The following is a 16,915-nucleotide window of genomic DNA, read 5'->3' as shown; positions in this document are numbered from 1 at the left end:
GAATGTTTGCTTCTGCCTTAACTCAAGCCCATGGATAATAAGGGAAAATAGAAAATGGAAAAATTTCCGTTCGATCTGTTTTTCCTTTGCCTCACCTCCTTTCCGTCAACCCAATAACAAAACAGCGAGCCCTCGGGCTCGCTGTTTTGTTACCTTGTGGGGCAAAAGGCTTACTCTTCAGATATCGGTGCGACCACGTTATAGCCGGCATCGACATAGGTAATCTCGCCAGTGATGCCCGATGCCAGGTCGCTCATCATGAAGGCGGCGACATTGCCGACTTCCTCGATGGTGACGCCACGGCGCAGCGGGGCAGTAGAAGAGACATGATTCAGTATTCTGGAAAAGCTGCCGATCCCGCTCGCTGCCAGGGTCTTGATCGGTCCGGCCGAGATGCCGTTGACGCGGAAACCCTGCGGGCCCATGGCGTAGGCGGTGTAGCGCACGCTGGCTTCGAGGCTGGCCTTGGCCAGGCCCATCACGTTGTAGTTGGGCATGGCGCGCTCGGCGCCGAGGTAGGTCAGCGTCAGCAGCGCGGCGTTCGGCCGCAGTTGCGCGCGGCCGGCCTTGGCCAGTGCCGGGAAGCTGTAGGCGCTGATGTCATGGGCAACCTGGAACGCTTCGCGCGAGATGGCGTCGAGGAAGTCGCCGGCCAGCGCTTCGCGCGGGGCGAAGCCGATGGAGTGCACGATGCCGTCCAGGCCTTCGGGCCAGTGGGCCTTCAGTTCGGCGAACATGCCGTTGATCTCGTCATCCGAGCTGACATCGCAACGCAGTACGATGTCGCTGCCGAATTCGCGCGCCATCTCGACCACCCGCTCCTTGAGCTTGTCCACCACATAGGTGAACGCCAGCTCGGCGCCTTCGCGCTGCATCGCCTGGGCGATGCCGTAGGCGATCGAGCGGTTGGAGATCAGCCCCGTGATCAGGATGCGTTTGTTGGCAAGAAAACCCATGGTGGTCCTCGTCTGGTTCGATGTGAGCGGGTGTCGCCGGCCACTTGGCAAGGCGACGTAAACGGCGCATGGTCGAACCAAGCCCAACGATTCACAATTCAGATTAACCCTAGTCCACCCCGTGCCTGACTATAAGGTGGGGTTACCGGTTGGCTGGGGCGGTCTCCGCCGGCTTGATTCGCGTTGCGCCGATCCCGAGCTTGAGATTATCGGGGTTGGTCACGGTGACCTGTTCGTTGAACGCGGGAAACAGTGGCCGCAGCGGCGACTCGAAACGCGCGAGGATGTCACGATACGTGCGCACGTTCTCGACAAAGGCAACCGTCTCGCCGCCGCGTGCATAGCCATATTTGAGCGTGGTGAAATATTGCTCATCACGCAGTAGCGGCAATACAGCTTTAAGATCCGCCCACGAATCGGGATTCTTTTTCAAGCGCTGCGCCAGCACCCGCGCATCTTCAAGGTGGGCATAGCCAATATTGTAGACAGCCAGGGCAAGCCAGGTGCGATCAGGCTCGGGGATGCGCGCGGGCAGCATCTCGCGCAGCATCTGCAGATAGCGTGCGCCGCCGAGAATGCTCTGGCGCGGGTCCAGCCGGTTCTTGATGCCTAGCCGATCGGCGGTGCTGGTGGTCAGCATCATGATGCCCCGGACGCCATAGGCCGAAGTCGCGAGCGGGTCCCAGTGCGACTCCTGATAGCCGAGTGCGGCCAGCAGGCGCCAGTCCATACCGGTCAGTACCTCGGACTCTTCCAGATACTTGCGGTATTTGGGCAACTCCGTCACCCGCCGCTCCAGCATGGTTTGCACGTCGATCGGGTTGAGCCGTTTGATATGGCCGAAGTACCGGTCCTGAAGACGCGCCAGCGTGCCATCCTTGGCTATGTCGGCAAAGAAGCGGCGGACCTCTTGCTTGAGCAAGCCGGCGCCTTGCTTCGGAAATGCCCACGCCACCCCGGCCGCCCCCCCCAGAGGAAAGGCAATACCGATATTCGGATAGTAGTTGCGCAACAGCTCGACGACGTTCGAATCGGCGACCAGGTAATCCGCCTCGCCGCTGGCTATTTTTTCGACCAGTTCGGGAATATCGAAGTAAGGCTCTTCCCGCCACGACAGCTGTGGTGTCTTTTGCTGGTGTTGCATGAGCTGGTGGATATAGGCCGAGCCGGCGGGCACCAATATACTGTGCCCAACCAGGTCTTCCACCTTGCCGGGGCGCTCCATATCGGTGTTGTACGCCACCACGGGTGTCACACTCAGGTAGGTGGGGCCATAGTCGACGGCTGGTTTTTGCTCTGTGGAGGCAATCAGGCCCGCCGCCGCAAGATGCCCTTCCCGGCCAGCCAGATCGCGATACAGCCGCTCACGGTTGGATTCGAGCACAAACCGGACAGGCACACCAAGCCGCTGAGCGAACAGGTTTACCAGGTCGTATTCAAAACCCGCGTAGTTTCCATCCGCATCGATATAGAAGGTGTTGGGGCCATTCTGTGTCAGCACCACCAATTCATGCTGCATATAGATAGGTTTGACGACCTTGCTGGGTGGCGCCTCTTCCGGGCGGTCGCAGCCGGCCAGCAGCAGCCCTAGCCAAGAGCAGAAAATCATTTTTATTATGAGCGACTTAGGCAAGCGGTGGGTTCTCTGTTATTGGAATGCGCTTTACAAAGCGGCAATAGTATATATAATCCGCACCTTCTCTGCGGAGAGGTGGCAGAGTGGTCGAATGTACCTGACTCGAAATCAGGCGTGGGTATATGCCCACCGTGGGTTCGAATCCCACCCTCTCCGCCAGAGACCCTATATAAAAAAGCCATGGTTCGCCATGGCTTTTTTGCTTTTCTAGGCAGCCGTTGTGCCGCGCGCCTACTGGATCACCCCGCCACCCAGGCAGATATCGCCGTCGTACAGCACCACCGATTGCCCTGGGGTCACCGCCCACTGCGGCTCGTCGAAATGTACCGTGCAGGTTTCGGCATCGACGGCGACAACCGTGCAGGCCGCATCTTGCTGGCGATAGCGCGTCTTGGCACTGTAGCGGCCCAAGGCCGACGGCTGGTCCAATGTCCACGACAGCTGTTGCGCGCTCAACTCGGGCTTGAGCAGCAAGGGGTGATCATGCCCCTGCACCACGATCAGCTTGTTGTGCGGGATGTCCTTGTCGGCCACGAACCATGGCTCGCCCTGCCCGCCAATGCCGAGTCCCTTGCGCTGCCCAATGGTGTGGTACATCAGCCCTTCATGCTGCCCCATGACTCGGCCTTCCGGCGTCACCATCGGCCCTGGGGTGCGCGGCAGGTAACGATTGAGGAATTCACGGAACGGCCGCTCGCCGATAAAGCAGATGCCGGTGCTGTCCTTTTTTGCGAAGTTGGGCAAGCAGGCCTCTTCCGCCAGCTTGCGCACCTCGGTCTTGCGGATGTCGCCGAGCGGAAAGATGGCTTTCGACAGCTGCGACTGGCTCAGGCGATAGAGAAAGTAGCTCTGGTCCTTGGTATCGTCGACGGCCTTCGCCAGATAGTGCTTGCCGTCACGCTCGATCTTGCGGGCATAGTGGCCGGTGGCGATCACCTCGGCGCCGAGGTCCACGGCGTAGTCGAGAAAGGCCTTGAACTTGATCTCGGCATTGCACAGCACGTCCGGGTTGGGCGTGCGGCCGGCCGAGTATTCGTCGAGGAAATACTTGAACACGCGGTCCTTGTATTCCTTGGCAAAATTGACGATCTCGATGTCGATACCGACGATGTCGGCCACCGCGATCGCATCGGCAGCATCTTCCTTGATCGAGCAGTACTCGTCGTCGTTGTCATCTTCCCAGTTCTGCATGAACACGCCGATCACCTCGTGCCCCTGCTGCTTCAACAGCCAGGCGGTGACCGATGAATCCACGCCGCCCGACAGGCCGACGACAATACGTTTCTTACTGCTCATGAAAACATCCAATAAATGTTGACGGAAACCGTCAAGGTTGAGGCGGATAGTGTGCGATCAAGTCCATTGGAAAACGCTGCCCCTCCAGATAGTCGTCAATGCAACGCATGACCAGTGGGCTGCGATGGCGATCGCTCACGGCACGCGCTTCTTCGGGCGTCATCCACACTGCGCGGATGATGCCGTCGTCGAGCGGGCGCTGGGCATCGAACAAGCCCAGCTCGCCACTGAAGGCAAAACGCAGATAGGTAATGTCGGCGCTGATGACGGGCATCAGGTAGACGCCGACCAGCGCCTGCGGTGTGAACTGCCAGGCGGTTTCCTCCAGCGCCTCGCGTGCGCAGGCGGCGGGGATCGTTTCGCCCGGGTCGAGATGGCCGGCCGGCTGGTTGAAGCGGATGCCATCCTTGGTATGTTCCTCGACCAGCAGAAAGCTGCCAGCCCGCTCAATAATCGCCGCCACGGTGACGTTCGGCTTCCAGATCGGCGTGCTCATGATGGCGTTGTCCAATAGCGAAAATGAATGCAAACCGATAATTTTATTGTAAAAGCGCCGCCATCGCGAGCCACTTTCCCATCCGATGCGGCTTTCAACGTCACACTAGCTGGGTTTTCTGCTTGCCGCGCCCAAATAGCACGGGCAGGCCCAGACCTGCCCGTTTACCGCCCTAACGCGTCACTCGTCGCTCAGCTCTTCGGTGATGGCGCGTTGAACAGCCTGCAGAAGCGTATGGATTCCGGATAGGGGTAGAAATCCTCGATATAGCCGTGCACGATCTTCGCCTGCTTTTGTTGCCAGAACTCGGCCTTGAGCAGGTCGGCATGGTGCGCCATGAATGCGCGTCGCAGGGCCAGTGGCCCGAGCAGGAAGCTGGCGAACTCTTCCGGGAAGACATCGTTCCTGGCAACCGGATACCAAGGCTCGGCCGCCATCTCGGCTTCCGGTGTCGGTGCCGGCGGCACCTTGCGGAAGTGGCAGTCCGTCATGTACTCGATCTCGTCGTAGTCGTAGAAGATCACACGGCCGTAGCGCGTGACGCCGAAGTTCTTGAACAGCATGTCGCCCGGGAAGATGTTGGCCGAGGCCAGCTCCTTGATCGCGTTGCCGTATTCGCGCACGCCGTGTTCGAGCTGCTCGGGCGTGGCGCGATCGAGGTAGATGTTCAGCGGTGTCAGGCGGCGTTCGATATATAGGTGGCGGATAACGATGCTGTCGTCCTTCTCCTCCAGCAGCGATGGCGCCACCTTGCGGAACTCGTCGAGCAGCTCCTGGGTGAAGCGCTCGCGCGGGAAGGCGACATTCGAGAACTCCAGCGTATCGGCCATGCGCCCCACGCGGTCGTGCTGCTTGACGAGCTGGTACTTGAATTCGACCACCTCCTTAGTGACCTCTTTCGGCGGCGCGATGTAATCCTTGATCACCTTGAACACATAGGGATAGCTCGGCAGCGTGAACACCAGCATCACCAGGCCCTTGATGCCGGGCGCGATGATCAGGTCGTCACGCGAGTGCTTCAGGTGATGCATGAAGTCGCGGTAGAACATGGTCTTGCCCTGCTTCTGCAGGCCCAGCATGGTGTACAGCTCGGCACGCGACTTGGTCGGCAGCAGCGTACGCAGGAACTGCACATAGCCCGACGGCACCTCCATGTCGGTCATGAAATAGGCGCGCGAGAAGCTGAACAGCACGCCGATCCGGCGCGCATCGAGCAGCAGCGTATCGAGCTCCAGCCGGCCCTGCTCGTCGTGCAGGATGGGCACGGCGAACGGGTATTCCTGGTTGCCGTTGACCGCCTTGCCGATCACATAGGCGCCCTTGTTACGGTAGAACGGCGCATACAGCACCTGGATCTGGTAATTCGGCTCGACCTCGGGCCACTCGCCCAGGTGCAGCTTGAGCTTCTTCACGATGTAGCCGATGTCGCGGCCCAGGTCGGCAAACGGCGCATCCCAGCCGAAATCGTCGATGATCTGGCGAATCGTCTTGTGCAGGCCGTGCTTGCCCGGGTAGTAGCTGCGATAGGTCGGCGGGTCGGAATCGATGTGCTCGGTCGAGATTGTCGGCCGCACGAAGATGAAATCGTTGTTGAAATAGTCGCGGTGCAGAATCTTGCAGCACACGGAATTGAAGAAGGTTTCGGCGCACTCGGGCTGCTTGTGGTTGGTCAGCAGGCTGATATAGTGGTATTTCACCTGCTGCCACACCGTCTCGCCCAGGCCGTCGGCCTTGAACTCCTGGTGCAGCCGCGTCACGCACTCGTCGACACGATCGTCGTAATACTGGATGCGGTCCTTCGCGGCGCGCTGTACCGCCTGCCAGTCGCCGCGCTCGAAACGCTGCTTGGCATCGGCCGCGCTCTGGCGGAACAAGCGGTAGTGCTTGTCGAAGCCATCGAGCAGCGCATGCGCGATCTGCCGCGCGATCGGGTGCTGGATGGGGGAGCTGTCCATGAAGGCATGGGCAATCGAGCTTGAGGAGTCCATATCGTCTATCGCTATCGTGCTGGGATCAAGTTCTGGTGCGCCTTCCAGGCTGGCCTGGAGAGCGCGTCTGTATTGGTTTGCGGGGCTGGGCGGCGGCCGGCGGCATGGCCACCTGGATACGCCGCCAGGCACCGGGTGCGAGGCCGTCGAGCGACCAGTCGCCGATTTTCACGCGCACCAGGCGTAGCGTCGGAAAGCCGACCTTGGCGGTCATCCGTCTCACCTGGCGGTTCTTGCCTTCGCTGATGGTGAGCTCGATCCAGCTGTCGGGCACGCTCTGGCGCACGCGGATCGGCGGAACACGCTCCCACAACGCTGGTGCCTCGATGCGGCGGGTCTCGGCGGGCCGGGTGACGAAATCGCCGAGATCGACACCGCGCCGCAGCTGCGCCAACGCATCGTCCGTCGGCACCCCCTCGACCTGCACCCAGTAGGTCTTGGGCAGCTTGTGCCGGGGATCGGCGATGCGCGTCTGCAACTGGCCGTCGGCCGTCAGCAGCAACAGCCCCTCGCTGTCTGTATCGAGCCGCCCAGCCGGATACACATTCGGCACATCGACCAGGCTGGCCAGCGTCGAATGCTTCTCGTGTGCAGAGAACTGGCAGATCACCCCATAGGGCTTGTTAAGCAAAATCAACTCGGGCATCTACTAATGGCGGGAAGCGAGCATTTGCTCGATAATGACAAGGTTAAGCGGAGCGAGACCCGTGTTACGGTAGTGGAAAACGCAATACGTATAAAGCAATACTCGCCCGCTTCGCCATCCCTCAGGCAATCACACTGGTCTATAACACCTACACAATGTTGAGCGACATCTGCCGAGTCTACAACCGCGGATGGACGGTGCCAAGCCGTCGGCCAGACGTATCCTGCGTCTTTCTTGCAAGCTCGACTCAGTGCGCTTTTTATAAACCCCCTACTACCCCCAAGGTGGAGCAGGCATGACGACTTCCCATATCAAGGTGCCGCAAGGCGGCGCGCAAATCGTTCCGGGCCAGGCGACCCCAGACAACCCGATCATCCCTTTCATCGAAGGTGACGGCATCGGTATCGACATCACGCCGGTCATGATCAAGGTCATCGATGCTGCCGTGGAAAAGGCCTACGGCGGCAAGAAGAAGATTCACTGGATGGAAGTGTATGCCGGCGAGAAGTCGACCCGCATCTATGGCCCTGACGAATGGCTGCCCAAGGAAACCTTCGACGCGCTGAAGAAGTATTCCGTATCGATCAAGGGCCCGATGACCACGCCGGTCGGTGGTGGCATCCGCTCGCTCAACGTGGCGCTGCGCCAGGAGCTCGACCTGTACCAGTGCGTGCGCCCGGTACAGTACTTCAAGGGTGTGCCGTCGCCGCTGAAGAACCCTGAGCTGACCAATATGGTCATCTTCCGCGAGAACACCGAAGACATCTACGCCGGCATCGAATGGCAGGCCGAATCGGAAGGTGCGAAGAAGCTGATCAAGTTCCTGCAGGACGAGATGGGCGTGAAGAAGATCCGCTTCCCCGAGACCTCGGGCATCGGCATCAAGCCGGTATCGAAGCAAGGCACCGAGCGCCTGGTGCGTGCGGCGCTGCAATACGTCGTCGACAACGACCGCAAGAGCCTGACCATCGTGCACAAGGGCAACATCATGAAGTTCACCGAAGGTGGCTTCCGTGACTGGGCCTACGATCTGGCCAAGCGCGAATTCGGCGCGACCCCGATCGATGGCGGCCCATGGTGCTCGTTCAAGAACCCGAAAACCGGCCGCGAAGTCATCGTCAAGGATGCGATCGCCGACGCCTTCCTGCAGCAGATCCTGCTGCGTCCGGCAGAGTACGACACCATCGCCACCTGCAACCTGAACGGTGACTACATCTCCGACGCGCTGGCAGCGCAGGTCGGCGGCATCGGCATCGCTCCGGGCGCCAACATCAGCGACAACTACGCCTGCTTCGAAGCCACGCACGGCACCGCGCCGAAGTATGCCGGCCTCGACAAGGTGAACCCGGGTTCGCTGATCCTGTCCGCCGAGATGATGCTGCGCCACCTGGGCTGGCGCGAAGCGGCCGATCTGGTGATCAAGTCGATGGAAGCCGCGATCAGCGACAAGGTCGTGACCTACGACTTCGCCCGCCTGATGGATGGCGCACAGGAAGTCAGCTGCTCGGCCTTCGGCGACGCGATGATCGCACGCATGTAAGGCGGCAGTTCCAGTAGTACGCGCGACGGCGTGGCCTCAGGTCACGCCGTTGTCGTTTCAGCCAGCCTCGGCGTCGATCACTTCGATACGGTTGCGGCCATTGCGCTTGGCGACATAGAGTGCACGATCCGCCGCCTCCAGCATGGACTCGATCTCGCCTGGCCCCGTACCCGAGGCCGCCACGCCCAGGCTGATGGTGACGTGCAAGTCGCCGACGGCAGCCGGTGCCGCCTCGACGGCTAGCCGCAAGCGCTCGCCGACCTGGCGGGCTTCGTTGAGCGGAGTATCCGGCAGCAGCACGCAGAACTCCTCGCCGCCGTAGCGTGCAAACAGATCGAGCTCGCGCAGCTGCGCCTTGCAGCAGGCTGCGACAACGCGGATCACCTCGTCCCCGACGCCATGCCCGTGTTCATCGTTGACGCACTTGAAGTGGTCGATATCGAGCATGATGACGGATAGTTGCGAGCCAGTTCGTGCCTGGCGCAACAGCTCCCGCTCCGCCAGGCCGAAAAAGGCACGCCGATTGAGCACGCCGGTCAGCGCATCGGTTTGCGCCAGTTCCGACAGCTCGGCAATCAGGTGCTCCCGCTCCTGTTCGAGACGGACCTTCTGCGACAGTGCGGACTGCAGGTCATCGGTCAGTTCGACCAGCTCCCCGGTGCGCTCGGCCACCCGTTGTTCCAGCGCGGCGTTGAGCTGCTCGAGCTCTGTGATGGCGGCCTTCTCGCGCGCCATCAGGCCAACCAGCATGGTGGACAGCAGATGCGCTTCGCGATACCCGCCGACCACGGGAATCTCGACGGATTGCTGGCCGTCGCGGTGACACGCGGCAGCCTTGGCAATTGCCAGCAAGGGGGCCGACAACCAGTTGGCAAGCTGGCTGCCGAGTGCCACGAAGATGAGGCCAGCGAGCCCGGCCAGCAGCGCCACCCGCCACTGCAGGTCATGATAGGCGGCATAGGCGACGGCATCGTGCTGCCGCGCCAGCACGAACCAGCCCAGGCCGGGGTAGGCGCCATAGCCGACGGTCTGCGCATAGGCGCTGAGGAAGGCCCCATCCGGCCATTGCTCGTGCTGATACACGGGCCCACGCTGCTGCACGCGTCGTAACAGATCGGCCGGGATGCGCTTGCCCTCCAACGGCGGCGGGCCAATCAGCACGGTGCCATCGCCGCGCACCAGCAACAGCTCTGCACGGTAGCCCTGCTCCCCGGGAGAAAACATGCTCTCACGCACATCGCGCGCCCACTTCCAGCTCAGATGCGCGCCGACCACGCCGGTCACCCGGCCTTCGCTGTCGTGCAGCGGCGCCGAGAAATCGACGAAGCGCCACGGTTCGTGCTGTGCCGGCAGCAGCTTGGCGAGCAGCACGGCTTCATGTACATCACCGACATACGGTGCCTTCAGCCCCTCGCGGAACCAGGGCCGTTTCGATACATCCCCGCCCTCGAGCAGCCCGTTCGGCGAATAGAGCACCTTGCCGTCGGGACCGGCCAAGCCGATCCAGGCATAGTAGGGGAACAGCTGGGCAAGGTTGGCCAGGGCGACCCGGATGTCCTGCCCATCCTGGCGTACGCCATAGAGATTGGAAATCAGGTGGATGTCCTGATAGCGCTCGAACATGCCCTGATCGAGCGCGCTGCTCATCTGCCGCGCCAGTAGCGACAAGGCGTGGCCAGCCTCATCCTGCTCGTAACGGCTGGCGAAATGGTCGATGACGGCGAGCAGCACGGCGAGCAAGGTGGCCGTCAGGGCCACGATGCCCACGTGCAGCAGGGAAGCGATGCTGAATCGGTCGAGTAGCTTGCGAGTCATGGGTGCAACAATATGAGATCCACTCTGTGTTATATGTGGGCTTGGGCATCAGTGCCAGCCGCGCTGCGCCTGACCGACAGCAATATCCATTACAATCATTGGCTTAGGCGACAAGCTGTGGCATCATCCACGCCTTTTGCCGACCGCCCTTTCCATGCTTCCACCCCGCACCGTCGCCATCGCCCCCATGCTGGACTGGACCGACCGCTTCTATCGCCGGTTCGCGCGCCTGATTTCGCGCCACACCTGGCTCTACACCGAGATGATCACCACCGGCGCGATCATCCATGGCGACCGGCAGCGCTTCCTGCGCTTCGACGAGATCGAGCAGCCGATTGCGATCCAGCTGGGTGGCAGCGAGCCGGGTGATCTGGCGCGGTGTGCGGCCTATGCCGAGCAGTGGGGCTATGACGAGGTCAATCTCAATGTCGGCTGCCCTTCCGAGCGCGTGCAGTCGGGCGCCTTCGGTGCCTGCCTGATGGCCGAGCCCGAGCTGGTGGCCGACTGCCTGAAGGCAATGCAGGACAAGGTCGCCATCCCCGTCACCGTGAAGCACCGCATCGGTATCGACAAGATCGAGGACTACGACTACCTGCGCCGTTTCGTCGAGGTGGTGGCCACACGCTCCGATTGCCGCGTGTTCATCGTGCATGCGCGCAACGCCATCCTCAAGGGCCTGTCGCCCAAGGAAAACCGCGAGATCCCGCCGCTCAAGTACGACTATGTCTACCGCCTGAAGCGCGACTTCCCCGATTTCGAGATCCTGATCAACGGCGGCATCACTACCCATGACGCCACGGCGCAGCATCTTGAGCATGTCGACGGCGTCATGATCGGCCGCGAAGCCTATCACAACCCGTACTGGCTCGCCGAGGTCGACCGCCGCTACTACGGCGACGATCATCCAGTGCCGACGCGGGCCGAGGTGGTGGCGGCCTACCTGCCCTTCGTCGAGCGCAGCCTGGCGGAAGGCGTGCCGATGCCGCACATCACGCGCCATATCCTGGGGCTCTATCAGGGCCTGCAAGGTGCGCGCCAGTGGCGCCGCTCGCTGTCGGACGCACCCGCCATGCGCCAGGCCGGCCTCAAGGGGCTCACCGATGCGCTCGAACGCGTCGAGGCGATGCAGGCAGCAAGCGCCTGATCGCATCATCGGCACCGGCCGGCCATGCAGGCTGGCGGGCTCGCGGTTTTCGACCGGTGTTCGACGCATCTGTCGCGGGCAGCCGCTGCTGAACCGGGCACTCGTCCAGCACGCCGGCCCGGCCCGCCATGCTTGTGTCAGCCACACCCGGGCCGGCCACGCTTGAGCCTGCCGCGGCCTTCAGCCACAATCGCGGCTGTGAGCGCCCCATCCCCCAACGACCTCGAACTGCCCAAGGCCACGCGCGACAAGCTGGCCAAGCTCGGCATCCATAGCCGTTTCGACCTGATCCTGCATCTGCCGCTGCGCTACGAGGACGAGACCCATCTGTACCCGATCACCGATGCGCCGCTGGGGCACCCGGTGCTGGTCGAAGGCGAGGTCATCCACAACGAGGTGACTTACCGGCCGCGCCGCCAGCTCGTCTGCCAGGTGCAGGATGGCAGCGGCGTGCTGCATGTACGCTTCCTGAATTTCTACCCGAGCCAGGTCAAGCAGTTTGCGCTCGGCAACCGCGTGCGGCTCTTGGGCGAGATCCGCCATGGTTTCTTCGGCGACGAGATGATCCACCCGAAGACCCGCGTGGTGAAGGACGGCTCGCCACTCAACGAGGCGCTCACACCGGTCTACCCGACTACCGCCAGCCTCAATCAGCCCGCGCTGCGCAAGCTGATCGCGCAGGCGCTCGGCGAGGCCTATCTTGCCGATACACTGCCGGTGGCGCTGCTGCACGAGCTGCAGCTGCCCGAATTCGACCGCTCGGTACGGCTCCTGCACAACCCGACGCCCGAGATTCCGCAAATCCAGCTGATCGAGCGCAGCCACCCAGCGTGGCGCCGACTCAAGTTCGACGAATTGCTGGCACAGCAGCTGTCGATGCGGCTCGCCTACCGCGCGCGGCGCGAGCGCTCGGCGCCGGTGCTCGACGTAGCGGGCCGGCTGCTGGAGCGCCTGCTCGGCAGCCTGCCATTCGGCTTGACCGGCGCCCAGGCACGCGTGATGGACGAGATCCGCCGCGATCTGGCCCTGCCGCACCCGATGCAGCGCCTGCTGCAGGGCGATGTCGGCAGCGGCAAGACCATCGTTGCCGCGCTCGCGGCCCTGCTGGCGATCGAGGCCGGCCACCAGTCCGCGCTGATGGCACCGACCGAAATCCTCGCCGAGCAGCACTACCTCAAGCTCTCGGCCTGGCTCGCGCCGCTCGGGGTGCGCGTGAGCTGGCTCTCGGGCAGCCTGAAGAAGGCCGAGAAGGCCTCGGCGCTGGCCGACGTCGCATCGGGGGAGGCCCAGCTTGCCATCGGCACCCACGCGCTGTTCCAGGATCAGGTCGAATTCGCCCGCCTGGGGCTCGCCATCGTCGACGAACAGCACCGCTTCGGCGTGCACCAGCGCCTCGCGCTGCGTTCGAAAGGCGGCAGCCCGCACCAGCTGATGATGAGCGCCACGCCGATCCCGCGCACGCTGTCGATGAGCTACTACGCCGACCTCGACGTGTCGGTCATCGACGAGCTGCCGCCGGGGCGCACGCCCATCGTCACCAAGCTCATCTCCGACGCGCGCCGCGACGAAATCGTCGAGCGCGTGCGCGCCAAATGCCTCGAAGGCCGGCAGGCCTACTGGGTGTGCCCGCTGATCGAGGAATCGGAGGTGCTACAGCTGCAGACCGCGCTCGACACCCACGCCTATCTCACCGAAGCACTGCCCGAGCTGGCCGTGGGGCTCGTCCACGGCCGCATGAAGGCGGACGAGAAAGCCGCTGTGATGGCCGCGTTCAAGGACAACCACGTGCAACTGCTGGTGGCGACCACGGTGATCGAAGTCGGCGTCGATGTGCCGAACGCCAGCCTGATGGTGATCGAGCACGCCGAGCGCATGGGGCTGTCACAGCTGCACCAGCTCAGGGGCCGCGTCGGCCGCGGCGCGGCGGAGAGCACCTGCATCCTGCTCTACAGCACGCCGGTATCGGATACCGCCAAGGCCAGGCTGCGCGTGATCTTCGAGAACACCGACGGCTTCGAGATCGCGCGGCAGGACCTGGCGCTGCGCGGGCCGGGCGAGTTTCTCGGCAGCCGCCAGTCCGGTGCGCCGATGCTGCGCTTTGCCGATCTGGAGCGCGACCTGGATCTGCTGGAAGCAGCGCAGGACGCCGCCGAGCGCCTGTTGAACCAGCAGCCGGACGCCGCCCACGCCCATCTGCAACGCTGGCTCGGCGGGCGCGAACAACTGCTCAAGGTGTGAGCGGCGGCATTGCCGCGCGCCCAGCTGGCGGACACCATCACGGGCTGGCTGCCGGCTAGCTGTACCCACCCATGCCAAAATGCCTGTTCCCCCCCGCACCCGATGCATTTTTCTGCACCGTAAAACAGGGAAATTTCCCTTACCAATCATCGCACTAAATCGTCATCAAACATTTTTCCTGATGCAACACAAACTATGCGACAATCCGCGCCTTTCCACGGGCCAGCATAGAAGGAACGCCCCATGAAATTCCGCTTTCCGGTTGTGATCATCGACGAGGATTTCCGCTCGGAAAACGCCAGCGGCCTCGGCATCCGCGCACTCGCGCAAGCTATCGAGGACGAGGGCATGGAAGTGCTCGGCGTCACCAGCTATGGCGACCTCTCGAGCTTCGCCCAGCAACAGAGCCGCGCCTCGGGCTTCATCCTGTCGATCGACGACGAGGAGTTCCATTCGGAAGAAGCCGCCGAAGCGGCCGTGAAGCAGCTGCGTTCCTTCGTCGAGGAAATCCGCTGGCGCAATCCAGACATCCCGCTGTTCATCTACGGCGAGACGCGCACCTCGCGCCACATCCCGAACGACATCCTGAAGGAGCTGCACGGCTTCATTCACATGTTCGAGGACACGCCCGAGTTCGTCGCACGCTACATCATCCGCGAAGCCAAGACCTATCTCGACTCGCTCGCCCCGCCGTTCTTCCGCGCGCTGCTGCACTATGCGCAGGATGGCTCGTATTCCTGGCACTGCCCCGGCCACTCGGGCGGCGTCGCCTTCCTGAAGAGCCCGGTGGGCCAGATGTTCCACCAGTTCTTCGGCGAGAACATGCTGCGCAGCGACGTCTGCAACGCGGTCGAAGAACTCGGCCAGCTGCTCGACCACACCGGCCCGGTCGCCGCCTCCGAGCGCAATGCCGCGCGCATCTTCAACTCAGACCACTGCTTCTTCGTCACCAACGGCACCTCGACCTCGAACAAGATGGTCTGGCACGCCACCGTGGCGCCGGGCGACATCGTGGTCGTCGACCGCAACTGCCACAAGTCGATCCTGCACTCGATCATCATGTGCGGCGCGATCCCGGTATTCCTGATGCCGACGCGCAACCATTACGGCATCATCGGCCCGATCCCGAAAGCGGAATTCGAGCCCGAGAACATCCGCAAGAAGATCGAGGCCAACCCGTTCGCCAAGGACGTGAAGAGCAAGCCCCGCATCCTGACGATCACGCAGAGCACCTACGACGGCGTGCTCTACAACGTCGAGATGATCAAGGACACGCTGGGCGACACGATCGACACGCTGCACTTCGACGAAGCCTGGCTGCCGCACGCGACCTTCCACGACTTCTACAAGAACATGCACGCGATCGGCCGCGACCGTCCGCGCTCGAAAGACCCGCTGGTATTCTCGACGCAATCCACGCACAAGATGCTGGCCGGCCTCTCGCAGGCCTCGCAGATCCTGGTGCAGGAGTCGCAGACCCGCATGCTCGACCGCAGCCGTTTCAACGAAGCCTACCTGATGCACACCTCCACCAGCCCGCAGTACGCGATCATCGCCTCGTGTGACATCGCCGCCGCGATGATGGAGCCGCCGGGCGGGACCGCGCTGGTCGAGGAATCGATCTTCGAATCGCTCGATTTCCGCCGCGCCATGCGCAAGGTCGACGAGGAATACGGCGACAGCTGGTGGTTCAAGGTCTGGGGCCCGGACGCGCTGGCCGACGAAGGCATGGGCGACCGCGAGGACTGGATGCTCAAGGCCAACGAGCGCTGGCACGGCTTCGGCAACCTGGCCGAGGGCTTCAACCTGCTCGACCCGATCAAGGCCACGATCATCACCCCGGGGCTCGATGTCGACGGCGACTTCGACGATACCGGCATCCCGGCCGGTATCGTCACCAAGTACCTGGCCGAGCACGGCGTGATCGTCGAGAAGACGGGGCTCTACTCCTTCTTCATCATGTTCACCATCGGCATCACCAAGGGCCGCTGGAACACGCTGGTTACCGCGCTGCAGCAGTTCAAGGATGACTACGACAAGAACCAGCCGCTGTGGCGCGTGCTGCCCGAGTTCGTCGCGGCGCATCCGCGTTACGAGCGCATCGGCTTGCGCGACCTCTGCCAGCAGATCCACGATGTCTACAAGACGCACGATATCGCCCGCCTGACGACCGAGATGTACACCTCGAGCATGGTACCGGCGATGAAGCCAACCGATGCCTACGCCAAGATGGCACACCGCGAGATCGAGCGAGTGCGCATCGACGACCTGGAAGGCCGCGTCACCGCCATCCTGCTGACGCCGTATCCGCCGGGCATCCCGCTGCTGATTCCGGGCGAGCGCTTCAACAAGACTATCGTGCAATACCTGAAGTTTGCACGCGAGTTCAACGAGCGCTTCCCTGGGCTGAAGACCGATATTCACGGCCTGGTCGAGGAGGAAGTCGACAGCCGTATCGAGTATTTCGTCGACTGCGTGGCGAAAAGCTGATCGGGGGCGGTTTCCGTCAGCCAAGCAAAACGGGGCGTTGATCGCCCCGTTTTGTTTTTCCTGTTCCGTTCTGCGCCGCCTGTCGCCGTCGATACGAGCCGGCGCGAGCGGCTGACTCGTGCTGAAGCGGCTCAATCGCCACAGATGCGACATCGCGGCAACGCCATCTGGCGCGGCCCCGGCAAGCGGCCTATTGCTGCGGCAGGCTCGCCCAGATCGCGCGCAGTTGGGTGGCCAGCGTCATCGGCTCAAACGGCTTGGCGATCACGTCGACCGCGCCTGCGGCGCGCAGCTGGGCGATCTCGTCGGGCTGGACCTTGGCGGTCATGAAGATGGCCGGCACGCCCGCTGTTTCGGGCTGCTGCCACAGGCGCTGCAGGGTCACCACGCCATCGATGCCCGGCATCATCACGTCGAGCAGCAACAGCTGCGGTGCAAACCCGGTGACGGCGAGCGCCTCCAGGCCCGAGGCGCAATCGCGCACCAGCAGGCCCCCTACCATTTCCAGCGCCATTTTGCCCACCAGGCGGATGCCCGGATCGTCTTCAACGTACAGGATGCGCTCTAGCGCCACGTCCATGCCTGACTCCCCCATCGGTCCCACCATTCTACAGGCAGAAGCCGACGCAGGCTCGCCCTGGCAGGGATGATGGCGCCTGCCGGGCAGATC

Annotated in this window: 12 protein-coding genes and 1 tRNA gene; 5 read left to right on the top strand and 8 right to left on the bottom strand. The window is 62.8% G+C overall.

Features of this window, described 5'->3' with window-relative positions; all coding sequences use genetic code 11:
* Nucleotides 1-170: 170 nt before the first annotated feature.
* Nucleotides 171-956, bottom strand: a complete 786-nt coding sequence (fabI, locus tag ABWL39_RS20110; RefSeq protein ID WP_367795789.1) for an enoyl-ACP reductase FabI — start codon at nucleotides 954-956, stop codon at nucleotides 171-173.
* 142 nt (nucleotides 957-1,098) lie between these two features.
* Nucleotides 1,099-2,565, bottom strand: a complete 1,467-nt coding sequence (mltF, locus tag ABWL39_RS20105) for a membrane-bound lytic murein transglycosylase MltF (RefSeq protein ID WP_367795786.1) — start codon at nucleotides 2,563-2,565, stop codon at nucleotides 1,099-1,101.
* Between the two features lie 96 nt (nucleotides 2,566-2,661).
* Between mltF and ABWL39_RS20100 the strand changes: the two genes are divergently transcribed.
* Nucleotides 2,662-2,751, top strand: a tRNA-Ser gene (locus ABWL39_RS20100).
* A 72-nt stretch (nucleotides 2,752-2,823) separates the two neighbouring features.
* Here ABWL39_RS20100 and mnmA read toward each other — a convergent pair.
* The 4 genes from mnmA to ABWL39_RS20080 form a co-directional block, all read right to left on the bottom strand.
* Nucleotides 2,824-3,888 (bottom strand): tRNA 2-thiouridine(34) synthase MnmA, encoded by a 1,065-nt coding sequence (mnmA, locus tag ABWL39_RS20095; RefSeq protein WP_367795783.1) that lies wholly within the window; start codon nucleotides 3,886-3,888, stop codon nucleotides 2,824-2,826.
* A 31-nt stretch (nucleotides 3,889-3,919) separates the two neighbouring features.
* Nucleotides 3,920-4,384 carry an NUDIX hydrolase gene (locus tag ABWL39_RS20090; protein WP_367795780.1) on the bottom strand — a complete coding sequence of 155 codons (465 nt, stop codon included), beginning with the start codon at nucleotides 4,382-4,384 and terminating at the stop codon, nucleotides 3,920-3,922.
* A gap of 191 nt (nucleotides 4,385-4,575) precedes the next feature.
* The gene (gene aceK / locus ABWL39_RS20085; protein ID WP_367795792.1) at nucleotides 4,576-6,339 is read right to left on the bottom strand and encodes a bifunctional isocitrate dehydrogenase kinase/phosphatase; all 1,764 of its coding nucleotides are present in this window, start codon (nucleotides 6,337-6,339) and stop codon (nucleotides 4,576-4,578) included.
* A 58-nt stretch (nucleotides 6,340-6,397) separates the two neighbouring features.
* Entirely contained in the window at nucleotides 6,398-7,018 is a 621-nt protein-coding gene (locus ABWL39_RS20080) for a pseudouridine synthase (protein WP_367795778.1), read from the bottom strand.
* A 295-nt stretch (nucleotides 7,019-7,313) separates the two neighbouring features.
* Between ABWL39_RS20080 and icd the strand changes: the two genes are divergently transcribed.
* Nucleotides 7,314-8,558, top strand: a complete 1,245-nt coding sequence (gene icd, locus ABWL39_RS20075) for an NADP-dependent isocitrate dehydrogenase (RefSeq protein WP_367795775.1) — start codon at nucleotides 7,314-7,316, stop codon at nucleotides 8,556-8,558.
* Nucleotides 8,559-8,615: 57 nt separating this feature from the next.
* Here the strand turns inward: icd and ABWL39_RS20070 are convergent, their stop codons facing one another.
* Nucleotides 8,616-10,373, bottom strand: a complete 1,758-nt coding sequence (locus tag ABWL39_RS20070) for a diguanylate cyclase (protein ID WP_367795772.1) — start codon at nucleotides 10,371-10,373, stop codon at nucleotides 8,616-8,618.
* A 154-nt stretch (nucleotides 10,374-10,527) separates the two neighbouring features.
* Here ABWL39_RS20070 and dusA point away from each other — a divergent pair, with 154 nt between their 5' ends.
* From dusA to ABWL39_RS20055, 3 genes are all read left to right on the top strand, one after another.
* Nucleotides 10,528-11,517 (top strand): tRNA dihydrouridine(20/20a) synthase DusA, encoded by a 990-nt coding sequence (gene dusA, locus ABWL39_RS20065; RefSeq protein WP_367795769.1) that lies wholly within the window; start codon nucleotides 10,528-10,530, stop codon nucleotides 11,515-11,517.
* Between the two features lie 198 nt (nucleotides 11,518-11,715).
* The gene (gene recG / locus ABWL39_RS20060) at nucleotides 11,716-13,755 is read left to right on the top strand and encodes an ATP-dependent DNA helicase RecG (protein WP_367795766.1); all 2,040 of its coding nucleotides are present in this window, start codon (nucleotides 11,716-11,718) and stop codon (nucleotides 13,753-13,755) included.
* A 243-nt stretch (nucleotides 13,756-13,998) separates the two neighbouring features.
* Nucleotides 13,999-16,245: an Orn/Lys/Arg decarboxylase N-terminal domain-containing protein gene (locus tag ABWL39_RS20055; protein ID WP_367795763.1), complete on the top strand. Its 2,247-nt coding sequence runs from the start codon at nucleotides 13,999-14,001 to the stop codon at nucleotides 16,243-16,245.
* A gap of 190 nt (nucleotides 16,246-16,435) precedes the next feature.
* Here the strand turns inward: ABWL39_RS20055 and ABWL39_RS20050 are convergent, their stop codons facing one another.
* Entirely contained in the window at nucleotides 16,436-16,825 is a 390-nt protein-coding gene (locus ABWL39_RS20050; RefSeq protein ID WP_367795760.1) for a response regulator, read from the bottom strand.
* Nucleotides 16,826-16,915: the final 90 nt, after the last annotated feature.

It is taken from the genome of Chitinivorax sp. PXF-14 (assembly GCF_040812015.1).
Classification (GTDB): Bacteria; Pseudomonadota; Gammaproteobacteria; order Burkholderiales; family SCOH01; genus JBFNXJ01.
This window is presented reverse-complemented; position numbering and strand designations above follow the sequence as displayed.

Coding starts and splice junctions, on each gene's coding strand:
- fabI (WP_367795789.1), bottom strand. CDS start 956: ATGGGTTTTCTTGCCAACAAACGCATCCTGATCACGGGGCTGATCTCC.
- mltF (WP_367795786.1), bottom strand. CDS start 2,565: ATGATTTTCTGCTCTTGGCTAGGGCTGCTGCTGGCCGGCTGCGACCGC.
- mnmA (WP_367795783.1), bottom strand. CDS start 3,888: ATGAGCAGTAAGAAACGTATTGTCGTCGGCCTGTCGGGCGGCGTGGAT.
- ABWL39_RS20090 (WP_367795780.1), bottom strand. CDS start 4,384: ATGAGCACGCCGATCTGGAAGCCGAACGTCACCGTGGCGGCGATTATT.
- aceK (WP_367795792.1), bottom strand. CDS start 6,339: ATGGACAGCTCCCCCATCCAGCACCCGATCGCGCGGCAGATCGCGCAT.
- ABWL39_RS20080 (WP_367795778.1), bottom strand. CDS start 7,018: ATGCCCGAGTTGATTTTGCTTAACAAGCCCTATGGGGTGATCTGCCAG.
- icd (WP_367795775.1), top strand. CDS start 7,314: ATGACGACTTCCCATATCAAGGTGCCGCAAGGCGGCGCGCAAATCGTT.
- ABWL39_RS20070 (WP_367795772.1), bottom strand. CDS start 10,373: ATGACTCGCAAGCTACTCGACCGATTCAGCATCGCTTCCCTGCTGCAC.
- dusA (WP_367795769.1), top strand. CDS start 10,528: ATGCTTCCACCCCGCACCGTCGCCATCGCCCCCATGCTGGACTGGACC.
- ABWL39_RS20055 (WP_367795763.1), top strand. CDS start 13,999: ATGAAATTCCGCTTTCCGGTTGTGATCATCGACGAGGATTTCCGCTCG.
- ABWL39_RS20050 (WP_367795760.1), bottom strand. CDS start 16,825: ATGGACGTGGCGCTAGAGCGCATCCTGTACGTTGAAGACGATCCGGGC.